General features: G+C 69.6%; 8 protein-coding genes and 1 pseudogene. 5 read left to right on the forward strand and 4 right to left on the reverse strand.

Going from position 1 to position 13,786, the window contains the following annotated elements:
* Positions 1-96 precede the first annotated feature (96 nt).
* The 3 genes from ABLG96_RS05105 to ABLG96_RS05115 all read left to right on the forward strand — a co-directional run bounded on the left by ABLG96_RS05105 (position 97) and on the right by ABLG96_RS05115 (position 6,440).
* Positions 97-4,995, forward strand: a complete 4,899-nt coding sequence (locus ABLG96_RS05105) for an ATP-dependent helicase (RefSeq protein WP_353650316.1) — start codon at positions 97-99, stop codon at positions 4,993-4,995.
* Between the two features lie 99 nt (positions 4,996-5,094).
* A complete protein-coding gene (locus ABLG96_RS05110) occupies positions 5,095-6,066 on the forward strand; it encodes a DNA-formamidopyrimidine glycosylase family protein (RefSeq protein WP_353650317.1) in 972 nt (323 codons plus the stop codon).
* A gap of 137 nt (positions 6,067-6,203) precedes the next feature.
* The gene (locus ABLG96_RS05115; protein ID WP_353650318.1) at positions 6,204-6,440 is read left to right on the forward strand and encodes a hypothetical protein; all 237 of its coding nucleotides are present in this window, start codon (positions 6,204-6,206) and stop codon (positions 6,438-6,440) included.
* Between the two features lie 9 nt (positions 6,441-6,449).
* On the opposite strand, the gene ABLG96_RS05120 is transcribed toward ABLG96_RS05115, so the two are convergent.
* The 4 genes from ABLG96_RS05120 to ABLG96_RS05135 are packed head-to-tail and all read right to left on the reverse strand — an operon-like array spanning position 6,450 to position 11,245.
* Entirely contained in the window at positions 6,450-7,370 is a 921-nt protein-coding gene (locus ABLG96_RS05120; RefSeq protein ID WP_353650319.1) for a tetratricopeptide repeat protein, read from the reverse strand.
* Complete coding sequence (locus ABLG96_RS05125; RefSeq protein WP_353650320.1) at positions 7,370-8,818, reverse strand: hypothetical protein; 1,449 nt, start codon at positions 8,816-8,818, stop codon at positions 7,370-7,372. Before ABLG96_RS05125 ends, ABLG96_RS05120 begins: the two co-directional genes overlap by 1 nt.
* 49 nt (positions 8,819-8,867) lie before the next feature.
* Positions 8,868-10,052 carry a dipeptidase gene (locus ABLG96_RS05130; protein ID WP_353650321.1) on the reverse strand — a complete coding sequence of 395 codons (1,185 nt, stop codon included), beginning with the start codon at positions 10,050-10,052 and terminating at the stop codon, positions 8,868-8,870.
* Positions 10,049-11,245 carry a pyridoxal phosphate-dependent aminotransferase gene (locus ABLG96_RS05135; RefSeq protein WP_353650322.1) on the reverse strand — a complete coding sequence of 399 codons (1,197 nt, stop codon included), beginning with the start codon at positions 11,243-11,245 and terminating at the stop codon, positions 10,049-10,051. The genes ABLG96_RS05130 and ABLG96_RS05135 overlap by 4 nt, the downstream gene beginning before the upstream one ends.
* Positions 11,246-11,275: 30 nt before the next feature.
* On the opposite strand from ABLG96_RS05135, the gene ABLG96_RS05140 reads away from it, so the two are divergent.
* Both ABLG96_RS05140 and ABLG96_RS05145 read left to right on the forward strand, forming a co-directional pair.
* Positions 11,276-12,577, forward strand: coding sequence for a DUF445 domain-containing protein (locus ABLG96_RS05140; protein ID WP_353650323.1), 1,302 nt, complete (start codon positions 11,276-11,278; stop codon positions 12,575-12,577).
* Between the two features lie 890 nt (positions 12,578-13,467).
* A pseudogene (locus ABLG96_RS05145) lies at positions 13,468-13,662 on the forward strand (DUF4913 domain-containing protein); the annotation flags it as partial.
* Between the last annotated feature and the right edge of the window lie 124 nt (positions 13,663-13,786).

The following is a 13,786-nucleotide window of genomic DNA, read 5'->3' on the forward strand; positions in this document are numbered from 1 at the left end:
CAGCGTGGCTCGATCTGCACCGGGGGTGTGCAGATCGAGCACCTGTGGCTGCGCTCACCGGCATGAGTGTCGGACCCGGTGGGAACAATGGAGTGCGTGACACCCCGGGCGGAACGACCGCGATCCTCGGAGCAGGCTGGGCCGACGGCGCGTTTCTCCCCGCTGGTCCGCGCTTGGTTCGACTCTTCCTTCGCCGCTCCCACCCCCGCCCAGATCGGTGCGTGGGAGGCCATCGGCCGCGGCGACAACACGCTGGTGGTCGCTCCCACCGGATCAGGCAAGACCCTGTCGGCCTTCCTGTCGTCGATCGACGCACTAGTACGCGCCGGCGGAACACCGGCACCCGTCATGGTCGGTGGCGGCTCGGCCACGGCGGAGTCCACCGCACCCACGGCCACGAGGCTCGGAGCTTCCACCGCGACGAGATTGACCAGGCCGAGGGCGTCTGCCGCGACGAAGGCTGCGACGGCCGCGCAGGCGGCCGGTCGGTGCAAGGTGCTGTACCTGTCGCCCATCAAGGCGTTGGCGGTCGACGTGGAGCGCAACCTCCGCTCGCCGCTGGCCGGGATCGCCGGCCTCGCCCGAGCGCAGGGACTGCCCGTACCCGACATCTCGGTGGCGGTGCGGTCCGGAGACACCTCAGCTGCCGACCGACGTTCATTCGCCCGGGACGGGGCCGACATCCTCATCACGACCCCCGAGTCGTTGTTCCTGATCCTGACCAGTCGGGCCCGGGAGATGCTGGCGGGTGTCGAGACCGTCATCCTGGACGAGGTCCACTCGATCGCCGGCTCCAAACGTGGTGCGCACCTCGCGGTTTCGCTCGATCGACTCGACGCGTTGCTCGAGCGACCGGCGCAGCGGGTCGGACTGTCGGCAACGGTGCGCCCGGTCGAGGAGGCGTCGCGGTTCCTCGCCGGTGGACGAGCTGTCACGGTGGTCGCGCCGCCCTCCACCAAGGTGATCGACGTCGACCTGATCGTCCCGGTCGAGGACATGACTCAGCTGGGCGTCCCCACCGAGGACCTGTCCGGCGCCAGCGCCGGTGAGCCGCGCCGGACGTCCATCTGGCCGCACGTCGAGGAGCGGGTCGTCGACCTGATCGAGCAGCACCACTCGACGATCGTGTTCGCCAACTCCCGCCGGTTGGCGGAACGGCTGACGGCTCGGATCAACGAGATCCACGCCGAACGCACCGGAGCGGGGCTGGATCCCGGGACGTCGTCGCCCGCCGAGGTGATGGCCCAGTCCGGCACGTCCGAAGGGGCACCGCCGGTGCTCGCCAGGGCGCACCACGGGAGCGTCTCGGCCGAACAGCGCTCGATCATCGAGAACGAGCTGAAGTCCGGCCGGCTGCCGGCCGTTGTGGCGACCTCCAGTCTCGAGCTGGGGATCGACATGGGCGCCGTCGACCTGGTCATCCAGGTGGAGTCGCCACCCAGCGTTGCCGGTGGGCTGCAACGGATCGGCCGGGCCGGGCACCAGGTGGGAGCGCCGAGCCACGGCGTCATCTTCCCGAAGTTCCGCGGTGACCTGCTGTCCTCCACAGTGGTGGCCGCCGGGATGCAGACCGGTGCCATCGAATCGCTGTCGGTGACGTCGCTGCCGCTGGACGTCGCCGCCCAGCAGATCGTCGCGATCGTCGCGATGGACCCGATCACCGTCGACGATCTGCAGGCGCTGCTGCGCAGATCGGCCCCGTTCGCGGGACTGGGTCGCGGAGCCCTCGACGCGGTGCTGGACATGCTGTCGGGTCGCTATCCCAGCGAAGAGTTCGCCGAGCTCCGGCCGCGGATCGTGTGGGACAGGGTGTCCGGTCTGCTCACCCCGCGGCCGGGTGCCCAGATGCTGGCGATCACCTCGGGCGGGACCATCCCGGACCGGGGACTGTTCGGCGTGTTCCTCGCCTCGGGGGAGGGTCCTGGCCGCCGCGTCGGCGAGCTCGACGAGGAGATGGTCTACGAGTCGCGGGTCGGTGACGTGTTCGCGCTGGGTTCCAGCAGCTGGCGGATCGTCGACATCACCCACGACCGGGTGCTGGTGGTGCCGGCCTCCGGTCAGCCCGGCAAGCTGCCGTTCTGGCGAGGGGACAGCCTGGGCCGACCGGCCGAGTTGGGGATGGCGCACGGTGCGTTCGTCCGGGAGATCGTCGGCGCGCCGGAGGCCGCCCACGCGCGACTGACCGCGATCGGTCTCGATGCCAACGCCACCAACAACCTGCTCACCTACCTGAACGACCAGCAGGCAGCGACCAGGATCGTGCCGGATGAGAAAACGCTGGTCCTGGAGCGGTTCCGCGACGAGCTCGGCGACTGGCGGCTGGTGATCCACTCGCCCTACGGCGCCGCGGTGCACGCGCCCTGGGCACTGGTGGTCGCGGCCCGGATGCGGGAGCGCTTCGGCGTCGACGTCGCCGCCATGCACGCCGACGACGGCATCGTGCTGCGGCTGCCGGACATCGAGTTCGAGGGCGGCTTCCCCGATCTGCTCGACCTGATCTCCCTCGACCCCGATCTGTTGCAGGCCGAGGTGACCGACCAGATCGGTGGCTCGGCCGTCTTCGCCTCCCGCTTCCGGGAGTGCGCCGCCCGCGCGCTGTTGCTGCCGCGCCGGCAGATCGGCGCCCGGCAACCGTTGTGGCAGCAGCGGTTGCGTGCCGGACAGCTGCTCGAGGTGGCGAGCCGCTACCCGTCGTTCCCGATCATCGCCGAGGCCGTCCGCGAGTGTCTGCAGGACGTGTTCGACGTCCCTGCCCTCGCCGAGCTCCACCGCAGCATCGCCAACCGGCAGGTTCGCATCATCGAGGTGGAGACGGCGCAACCCAGCCCATTCGCCTCCTCGTTGTTGTTCGGGTACGTCGCCCAGTTCATCTACGACGGTGACTCGCCGCTGGCCGAGCGCCGCGCTGCTGCGCTCACCCTGGACCCCAACCTCTTGGCAGAGCTGCTCTGCGGGGCTGATGCACCCGGTCTGCGCGATCTGCTCGACCCCGCGGCCGTGGTCGCCGCCGAGGCAGACCTGCAGCGACTCAGCGAGAACCGGCGGGCCAGGACGACCGACGAGGTCGCCGATCTGCTGCGTGTGCTCGGCCCACTGACCCTCGAGGAGATCGCCGCCCGCACCGTCCCCGACCTCGACCACGACGAGTCGGTCGCTGCCCTCCGGGCCGCCAGACGTGCCATCGACGTCCGCATCGGCGGCCGCGAGATGCTGGCGGATCCGGTGGACGCCGCGATGCTGCGTGACGGGCTCGGCACCCCGCTCCCGACGGGTGTCGCCGAGACGTTCCTGGAAACGGTCGAGGACCCGATCGGCAGGTTGATCGGGCGCTACGCGCGCACGCGTGGTCCGTTCGTCCCCGCCGCCCCGGCCGCCCGGTACGGCATCGGCGTCGCCGTCGTCCTCGATGCCCTACGTCGGCTGTCCGGCTCGGGACGGATCGCCGAGGGTGAGCTCCGGCCGGTCGGGGCGCTGCCTGTCGATCCGTTCGATGCCGCCCACACGCCGCCGACCCAGGCCAGCGAGTTCATCGACGCCGAGGTGCTCCGACTGCTGCGGCGCCGCTCACTCACCGCGCTCCGGGCCGATGTCGAACCCGTTGCCCCTGAAGCACTCTCGACGTTCCTGCCGCAGTGGAACGGGATCGGCGTGACCAAGGGATCCGGGCGGCTGCGCGGTGTCGACGGGGTACTGCGGGCGGTGGAGCAACTCGCCGGCGCGGTGTTGCCGGCATCCTCGGTCGAATCGCTCGTGCTGCCCGCCAGGGTTTCCGACTACAGCCCGGCCATGCTGGACGAGCTGACCGCCGCCGGAGAGGTGATCTGGACCGGGCACGGTTCGCTGGCCGGTGACGACGGCTGGGTGAGCTTGCACCTGACCGACTCGGCCGCCCTCACGATCCCGATCCCGGAGGGCGAGGTTGCCGGCAACGGTCGCGGCGAGGTGCACCAGGCACTGCTCGAAGTACTCGGTCAGGGCGGCGCCTTCTTCTTCCGGGCGTTGGCCGATGCTGCCGGAGAGCGGGTGTCAGCGGGATCCGGCGGCGATTCCGTACTGACGGAAGCGTTGTGGGATCTGGTGTTCGCCGGTCTGGTCACCGGCGACACGTTCGCTCCGGTCCGCGCCAAGCTCTCCGGCGGGCGGACGACGACCCGGCAGCCGACCAGAGCACCGCGCCTGCGGATGGGACGGGCGGCGCTGGCCGGCGGCGTCACGACCCACCGCGTGCATCGCACCCCGCCGGTGGTCAGCGGCCGCTGGGCGCTGGTGCCTACCCCGGAGATCGATCCGACCGTCCGGGCCCATGCGGCTGCGGAGATCCTGCTCGACCGGCACGGCATCGTGACCCGCGGTGCCGTGCAGGCAGAGCAGACGCCGGGCGGGTTCGCTGCTGTCTACCGGGTGCTGGCCGCTTTCGAGGAAGCGGGCAGGGTTCGGCGCGGCTACTTCGTCGACGGACTCGGTGCCTCACAGTTCGCGACCGCGGGCGCGGTCGACCGGCTGCGCGAACCGGGGGAGCAGCAGACCTCCATCGTGCTGGCCGCTGCCGACCCCGCCAATCCCTACGGCGCCGCACTGGCCTGGCCGGGTAGGCCCCGCAGCGGGGGTGAATCCGAACCAATCGCAGGCCCTGTCGAGGGCCCGCTTCCGGTGGACGGCACCACCACCAGCGTCGCGAACGTCACCGACAAGCACCGCCCCACCCGGCGGGCCGGTGCGGTGGTGGCGCTGATCGACGGCACGCTCGCGTTGTTCGCCGAACGCGGTGGTCGGTCGGTGCTGTCCTTCACCAACGATCCCGAGCTGCTGCGACGGGCCGCCGACGCGCTCACCGCGGTGATCCGCAGCGGCCGGCTCGCCGGCATGACCGTCACGAAGATCGACGGGGTCGACGCGATCGGTCCGCAGGCATCCGGGCCGGTGGTCGCGGCGCTGACCGGCGCCGGCTTCTCGATGACGCCACGCGGTCTGCGGCTGCGGGCGGGCGCGCGATGAGGGACTGGCGCTCGATGTGGGACTGGCGCGCGATGTGGGACCGGCGCGCGATGCGGGACCGGCGCGCGATGCGGGACCGTGGCCGCAGAGGAGGCGGCCGTGCCCGAGGGTGACACGGTGCTGCGGACCGCACGCGGGCTCGACCGTGCGCTCACCGGTGACGTGTTGACGGTGGCGGAACTGCGCTGGGGGCGGCTCGGGGAGATCCATCTCACCGGACGTGAGGTGCTGGGCAGTCGGTCGTACGGCAAACACGTCCTGACCAGGCTCGGACCCGCTCCCGACCGTCCAGAGGTGCGGTTTCCGACCGGACCGCAGGGCCCCGCCACCGTGCACTCCCATCTGCGGATGGACGGCAGTTGGCGGATCCGACCGGCCACCGAGCGGGTCCCCGGCCACGGTGCGCATCGGATTCGTGCGGTGCTCGGCACCGAGAACTGGACAGCGCTGGGCAATCTGCTCGGCATGCTCGACGTGCTGCCCACCGACCGGGAGCACGACTGGCTGGGGCGTCTCGGTCCGGACGTGATGGCCGACGACTGGACCGAGGGGACCTGGCGCCGGTCCGGCCGGACGGGCCGCGAAGAGGCAGCGGCCCGGCTGGCCGCGGCGCCGGACATCCCGATCGGTGAGGCGCTGCTCGACCAGCGCATCACCGCCGGCATCGGGACGTTCTACATGGCCGAAGCCCTGTTCGTGCAACACCTCTCGCCCTGGGTGCCGGCCGGCGAGGTCGACGCGGGACTCGTGATGGACACCGCGCGGCGGCAGCTCCTGCGGGGCGCTGAACAGATGATCCCCAACACGACGGGAGACACCCGTCCGCGGGAGACCTCGTTCGTGCATGCGCGATCGGGTCGGCCGTGCCGTCGCTGCGGCACCATCGTGCGGGTCGCGCCGGTGGGTACGCCGCCCACCCAACGGCCGGCGTTCTACTGTCCGCAGTGCCAGCCGGGACCGACTCCCACGGACACCGGCGGGCAGATGAGACCCCTGGGGTCGGCCCCGCACCGGCTGGGCTCCACCCGCAACCAGGGACTGCGGCCGCCGACCAGCGGTTGGCTGGGCTGAACGGGCAAAGGTGACCTGGTTCGGCGCCGACGATCCGGCGGTCGGCAACGCGATGGTCAACGGGGGTCTGGTGATGCTGGACGTTGCACCGGCATGGTCGTCCGGTTCGGCGTGGGCGAAGCTGCATCCGGACAGCGGTGGTATCCGGGTGCGCGCCGCCCCAGTGGCGGTTCACGCCGCGCGCCGGTCGCGCCGACGGCCTGACCGGGACCGCCGCGGACGGCAGGCCGATCGGGCGCGACCTCGAGGTGCTGCCGAAGGAGACGAGCGTGGGTGGGCTGATCGGCTTCGACTCCGCGCCCACGGCCGGCGCCCTGACCCCGGTCGACGACAGCGGGCAGACCGTGATGAGTTGGCGCATCCCAGGTCCGTGAGCCGAGCAGTCAGGAACCGAGTCCGGACTCCTGCGCTGCTGCACGCCGGAACACCAGGACGAAGTGCCCCAGGATCGCCAGCGCCGACAGCCCGGCCGCGATGATGGCGGCGGTGATCATCCCCGGATACTCGTGCGTCGAGCTGAACGCGGTGCAGCCCAACAGGATCAACGCCGCAACGTGGGTCAGTGTCCCGAACGCGAACATCGGTCGACGGAGGCCGGAACCGAGCTCCCGCAGCACACCGCGGGGCGCGCCGCGCAGCTGGACGACCCAGACGACGACCGTGACGAGTACCCCGATCAGACCAGTGGCGCGGCCCCAGGTCGGCACATCGCCCGACAGCAACAGACGTACCCGCGCGGTCACGAACAGCACGGCCCACAATGCGATGCTCACCCGCGCCAGGCGCGTCCAATTGCGGTCGCCGACCTCGTGGTCGGGCCTGCGGTGCGCGCGGGCGGCATCGGCGGTGACGGAGCGCAGCAGGATGTCCAGCTCGGGATCGTGCGGCCGGAGTTCGTGCAGGGTCCCCGCCGCGGCGACGGCCTCGTCGTGTCGTCCGGAGAGCGAGGACGCGACGGCGAGCAGGTGCAGGCGCTGCGGGTGCCCAGGTGCCAGCGGGCGCACGGTCTCCAGCTCCGCGAGCGCCGACTCGTAGTCCTTGCCGCCGATCAGCGACCAGGCGAGCACCAGCCGGGCCTCGACGTCGGTCGGCTCCGAGCGCAGATACGGCCGCAGCATGGCCGCCGCATCGTCGAACTTGTCGGCGACCGCCAGTGCCCTGGCCTGCTCGGTCACCGAGTGGTCCTGCGACCAGGGGCGCTGGACGGTGCGATGTTTGTCGGATCCGCCCTGCCGGCCGCCTTTCACCCGATGGCCCTCCGGCCGGTCGGTGGGGTTCCACGGGCCCTGCGGCGGGTGGGACATCACCCGTCCTGGTTGCTGTAGAAGTCGAAGCAGGCGCGGATGTCGTAGACGACCCCGATGTTGAACGACTGGATCTGGGCCAGCACGCTGCCCGACGACGTGCCGCTGACGTCACTGGCGGCCAACGGCGAAGTGATCACCTGCAGCACCGCCTTGTCGAGGTCGTTCGGGGTCAGCGCCAGGTTCTTGGGTCCCTGCGGCTCGCGGAGCCAGTTGGCCCAGGTGCCTGCGTAGCAGAGTGCCTCCAGCCCGCCGGCGGGTGCGTCGACACGGACACCGCTGCCGGAGAGCGCTGCGATCGCGTACCGGGACGCGAGCAGGATCATGGCGCTGAAGTCGCCCTTGGCCACGGACCAGCTTCCCGACGGCTTCCCGATCTCCTGCAACTGCGTGAGGTTGTAGGAGATGGTCCTGGTGGCCGGGCAGAAGACCACCGGTCCGGCCTGCGCGACGCCGGAGCATGCCGGTGCGCTCTCGCCGTCGAACTTCGTCAGCGCCGGCGCCTGGTACCCGGGCACGGTCTGGCCGAAGTAGATGTCGAGGGTCTTCCCCACATCGGCGATCAGCTCGTCGGAGACGTCCAGGTTCCCGTTCTTCTTCGGGATCTGGGAGAAGCCGCTCTGCTTGATGCGCTGGTCGATCTCCTCCTGGGTGATGGTGTTGCACCGCTTGGCTCCGTCGGTGAAACCCAGGGTGGCGGCGAAGACCCGGTCGAAGGCCGAACCGTGCGCACCTGCGGTCTCCTTGGTCACCCCCGCCGGGTCGGCGACGTACTGCAGCGCAGCCAACATGCCGCGCATTCCCGACGTCGGGGAGAAGGTGAAGTACTTCGAGTTGCCCTCCGACACCCACCGCCAGTAGGCACCGGCGTAGCAGTCGGCCTGCTGCTCGAGCAGGATCACCGAGGTGCGGGGAACCCCCAGTCGGTTCTGGACCAGGTGGCCCATCTCGTGTGCCAGCACGGTGGGCACGCTGAGGATGCCGACATCCTTCTCCAGCGTCGGCATCAGCTCGCCGCGGTCCCAGGCGATGCCGTCGCACTGCGAGGAGTAGAACGCGTTGACCTGACCCTTGACGCTGCGCCCACAGAACTTGGCGGACGACGCCGTCGAGTCGTAGGACTGCAGCACCTTCGCCGGGGTGAACTTCTTGTCGAATGCCTTCGGCATCTCGGTTGAGTAGAAGGTGTACAGATCCTCGATCGTCGAGAGCGCCAGCACGTCGTACTTGTTCGAGGGCGAGGAGTCGTTCGCCTCGATGGTCGGCTTCGGTGCGCCTTCCTTGAGGCCGGACGGGGCTTCGGTGCCGCCCTCGACGGGGGCCACCGAGCTGTCCTGGACGGCCACCCCGGACACCACCGATCCGCACCCCGCGACCAGCAGCAGCAGCGCAGCGATCGACGCGGTGCGCACATGTCGACGACCGCGCGCGGCGTGCAGAGAAGTCATGATCCGAAAGCTACCGGTCGCCGGGCTGCCCGCGTCAGGGAACCGGTGCTCAGCGGCTGCCGAAACCGGGCTCGGCGGCGTCCTCGGCGTCCTGCAGGACCCGCAGGATGTTGCCACTGGTGAGCCCGGCCAGCTCGGTGTCCGACCAGCCGCGGTCGGCCAGCTCGGTCAGCAGCGCCGGATAGCACGAGACGTCCTGCAGGCCCTCCGGAAGGACGTCGACACCGTCGTAGTCACCGCCGAGACCCAGGTGGGCAGCGCCGGCGACCTCCCTGGCGTGCTCGACGTGATCTGCGACCTGGACGAGGGTGGCTCTCGGCTCTGGGTGCGCCGCCTGCCAGGTGTCGAACTCGGCCTGGGCGACGGGATCGGACTCGACCTCGTCCCACGGCGCGGGCAGTCCCAGCCGGGCCCGTTGCTCCTTGGCCAGCGCACCGTGGTCCGCGCATTCCTGACTGACGAAACCGGGCACGAAGGTCAGCATGATGACGCCGTTGTTCGCCGCCAACGTCTCCAGCACGTCGTCAGGTGCGTCGCGGACGTGATCGCAGAGGGCGCGGCAGGAGGAGTGGGAGAAGATCACCGGCGTCCGGGAGGCGGCCAGCGCGGCTCGCATCGTCACCGGGGCCACGTGGGAGATGTCCACGAGCATCCCGACGCGGTTCATCTCGGCGACGACCTCGCGGCCGAAATCGTTGAGCCCGCCCACCGTCTCGACATCGGTGGCGCTGTCGGCCCACGGCACGTTCTGGTTGTGGGTGAGAGTCATGTACGCGACGCCGAGCCTGCGGAGCACCCGCAGCACGGCGAGCGACTCGTCGATCGAGTGACCGCCCTCGGCGCCCATCAACGAGGCGATCCGGCCGCTCGCCCAGGCGGCGCGCACATCGGTCGCGGTCCTGGCGAACGCGAACGTCTCCGGGTACCGCGCGATGAAACGCTGGACGCAGTCGATCTGCTCGAGGGTGGCGCTCACCGACTCCGGACCGGACAGGGTGCCGGGGACGAAGACCGACCAGAACTGTGCACCGACGCCGCCGGCCCGCAACCGTGGGATGTCGGTGTGCAGCTGCGGCTGGGAGATCGAGATGTCGGTGGCCTCGAGGTCGTAGCCGGTCTTCCGCAGCGCCCAGGGCAGATCGTTGTGACCATCGAAGACGGGGGAGTCGGCCAGCAGGGCGGAGATCCGGGCTGAGACGTCGGGGTGTGCGGTGTCCGGGGTGGCAGCAGTCATGCCTGCGATCCTTCCACCGGCCGTGAGAGGTTCGCGACCGCGGCGTCGATCACGGCCACCTGCTTGCAGAAGGCGAACCTGATCAGATGGGCGCCGGCGCTCTGGTCGGCGTAGAAGACCTGCTGGGGGACCGCGACGACGCCGCATCGATCGGGCAACGACCAGCAGAAGGCAGTGCCGTCCAGCTGTTCGCCCGGTGCGAGCAGCGGGCGGAAATCGGCGACCACGAAGTAGGTGCCCTGGGGGCGGGTGACGACGAACCCCGCCCGCGAAAGGCCAGCACACAGCAGGTCGCGGCGGGATTCGAGCTCGCTGCGCAGGTTCGCCACCCACTGCTGTTCGTGCATCAGCGCGTGCGCGACCGCCGGCTGGAAAGGGGCGCCGGAGACGTACGTCAGGAATTGTTTGGCAGCCCGCACGGCCGCGACCAGCGGAGCCGGACCGCAGGCCCAACCGATCTTCCAGCCGGTGACGTTGAACGACTTGCCGGCGCTGGAGATCGTCACGGTGCGTTCGGCCATCCCCGGCAGGGTGCCCAGCGGGGTGTGCACGGCGCCCGAGTAGGTGAGGTGCTCGTACACCTCGTCGGTGACGACGATCAGGTCGCGCTCGATCGCAAGCGTCGCGATTGCCTGCAGTTCGGCTGCCTCCAGGACGGTGCCGGTGGGGTTGTGCGGCGAGTTGATCAGCAGCAGCTTCGTCCTCGGCCCGACGGCCGCGGCGAGTTCGGCGGGGTCGAGGGCGAACCGGCCACCCGGCTCCGCCTGCCGCAGCCGCACCGGCCGGAGCACGCCCTGGGCCATCGCGATGCAGGCCTGGTAGGAGTCGTAGAACGGCTCCAGGGCGATCACCTCGTCGCCGGGTTCGACGAACGCGAGCATCGCCGCCGCGATCGCCTCGGTGGCGCCGGTGGTGACGAGCACGTCGGTGTCCGGGTCGAACTGCTGCCCGTGGTCGGCCGCCCGGCTCGCGCTGATGGCCTGACGCAGCGCCGGAATGCCCGGCCCGGGCGGGTACTGGTTCACGCCGGTCGCGATGCTCATCCGGGCGATGTCCAGCATCGCGGCGGGCCCGTCGGTGTCCGGGAAGCCCTGGCCGAGGTTGATCGCGCCGGTCCTGGAGGCCAGCGCGGACATCTCGGCGAAGATCGTCTCGGTGAACGGGCGGAGACGCTGTACCAGCGGAGAGCTCATGAGATCCATTCTGCTGGGCACAATGCACGAGTGACCATTCAACGGGCCGGTACCGCCCTCCCATCGCCCGGCGCTCTGACCGATCTCAGCCCGGCCGACGAGATCCGGCGCACCGCGCTGGTGAAGATGAAGCTGTTCGCCACCGGCCTGCTCGGGGTGATGGCCGTGATCTTCGTCGTCGCCTGGTTGCTGCAGGACCACCATCCGGCCTGGGGCTACGTGCGGGCGGCCGCGGAGGCCGGCATGGTCGGTGCACTGGCCGACTGGTTCGCCGTCACCGCGCTGTTCCGGCATCCGCTCGGGCTGAAGATCCCGCACACCGCGATCATCCCGAAGGGCAAGGACGCCATCGGATCGTCGCTCAGCGAGTTCGTGGCGACGAACTTCCTGTCCGAGACGGTGGTGCGGGAGAAGCTGGCCGGCTTCGGCGTCGCCGGACGCGCGGGCGGGTGGCTGGCCCGGCCGGAATCGGCGGAGCGACTGGTCGCCGAGGCGGCGAAAGCGCTCGGATCCCTCTCCACCGTGCTGGCCGACGACCGGATCATCGACCTGCTCGCCGGGATCGCCCGTGACAAGATCACCGAGACCCGGATCGGACCGGTGCTCGGCAGGATCACCGGCGACGTCTTCGCCCGCGGCGAACACCACCCGCTGGTGGACTTCCTCGTCGACCGGTGTCACGGCTGGGTGCAGGACAACTACTCCATGGTGTCCAGGGTGGTCACCGAGCGATCGCCCGGCTGGACGCCCAAGTTCCTGGACAAGGTGGTGGCGGATCGCATCTACGACGAGGTGGAAGGTTTCGCCCGGGCGGTGCGGGACGACAAGGACCACGACCTGCGGAAGGCGATCGACCGCTTCCTGATCGAGTTCTCGGATGATCTGCAGCACGATCCCAGGACGATGGACAGGGCCGACGCGATCAAGGAACGCGTGCTGGACAACGAGCAGCTCCGTGGCCTGGCCGCGCAGCTGTGGGCCGGAGCGAAAGATGCTCTGCTGCAACAGGTTCAGAATCCGCAGTCCCCGTTGCGCCACTCCGCGGTGGACTCGGTGGTCCGGTTCGGTCGCACCCTCGAGGAGGGTGGCAGCACGGCCCAGCGGCTCGACGGCTACGTCAGCGACGCTGCTGGATGGGTCGCGGCCAACCACGCGCGCTCCATCACCGGCATCATCGACGAGACGATCGCCCGCTGGGACGGAGTGGCCACCAGCCGCAAGATAGAGCTGCAGATCGGGCGGGACCTGCAGTTCATCCGGATCAACGGCACGGTGGTCGGTTCGCTGGCCGGCCTGGTGATCTACACCCTGGCGAACCTGCTGCTGGGCTGAGCATCTGGGTCTGCCGTGCTTCGGGGTGTCGGCCGCCCGTGAAGATTTTGCCGCAGCCGATGCGCATGCCTGGACTGCAACGCAAACCCCCGAGTGCGTGACATTGGCGTCTACACGGGTTGCTTGACATTGCGACCTGCGTCGACGGGTGGCGACGAAGGTTGTAACGCGAACGATCGTTTGCAGTACAGGTAGTAGGTCGCTGGCATCCGGCTCGAACCGGTCGGAACGATTGGCGCCGCTGCGGCGTTCGAGTAGTACAGACTCCTGCGAGGCGAGCGCACCCGTGCATCCATCTCGCGCAAGCGGAGCAGGTGTAGCAACCTCGGAGGGGAAAGATGGCAAGCGAATCTTGTTCAATCTGCGGCGAGGAAGCAGATGCCGACGAGTTGGATCCTCACGGCCACTTTCAATCGGATGACGACGCCTGTGCCGTCTGCGGTGACGAGCATTTTGTCGTAGGCAACAAGCCGGACCACGAGTGGACCAACGGCATCTGACCTGCCGCGATCCAGCTTGACGAGCGGTGGCGTGACGCGGCTCCGGTAGCGCTGAGGGCGTCGACAAAGCACAGTGGGCGCCTCTGCGGTTGCCCGCTGAGACGCCCACCGGTCGAAAGAACGGACTTCATGGCAAGGACGCGAGGACCGAGCGATGGTGTCCGTTTACGTCTCTAAGATACCACGATGCCAGTCCAGATCAACGGTCACTACCAAGGCATCGTCGAGCGGATGCTGGAGCTTGCTTCAACCAAGACCCCATGGCACTCGGCTGGAAGACCACGTTGCCTCTCACAGCACCCCAGGGCGAGGCCGCGCGCAATCAAGAGAAGGCGGAGCTGGCGAAAGACGTGTCCGCGATGGTTTGCCGATAATGGACGTTATGTCCGGTGGCGAACCTGGGAACACTTACGCCTAGACCCGGCCCTGGGCATGTCCCTGTGGTGGCGCGAACACGCCGACACCCACATGGCCGTCCTCGCCCACCCGGACGGCACCTTCAAAGGCTGCCAGGAAGGCGACACCCGAACACCCGCCAGGCACCACCTGCAAGAACGGCTTCCCCACCAGCAGCGACCAGGCTGACGTGATTCCTGCGGTCCTGGGTGAGCTTCCGCACTGTGATCGCGTTTCTCGGCTCACTACAACGAGCAGAGACCGAGTGCCGGAACCGTGAAACTTTCGCCGGCCTGCAACAAGGCCAGCTCGA

The organism is Nakamurella sp. A5-74 (assembly GCF_040438885.1).
Lineage (GTDB): Bacteria > Actinomycetota > Actinomycetes > Mycobacteriales > Nakamurellaceae > Nakamurella.

Bases quoted from the DNA above. Each gene is read 5' to 3' on its own strand.
- ABLG96_RS05120 (WP_353650319.1), bottom strand. From the start codon at position 7,370: ATGTCCCACCCGCCGCAGGGCCCGTGGAACCCCACCGACCGGCCGGAG.
- ABLG96_RS05125 (WP_353650320.1), bottom strand. From the start codon at position 8,818: ATGACTTCTCTGCACGCCGCGCGCGGTCGTCGACATGTGCGCACCGCG.
- ABLG96_RS05130 (WP_353650321.1), bottom strand. From the start codon at position 10,052: ATGACTGCTGCCACCCCGGACACCGCACACCCCGACGTCTCAGCCCGG.
- ABLG96_RS05135 (WP_353650322.1), bottom strand. From the start codon at position 11,245: ATGAGCTCTCCGCTGGTACAGCGTCTCCGCCCGTTCACCGAGACGATC.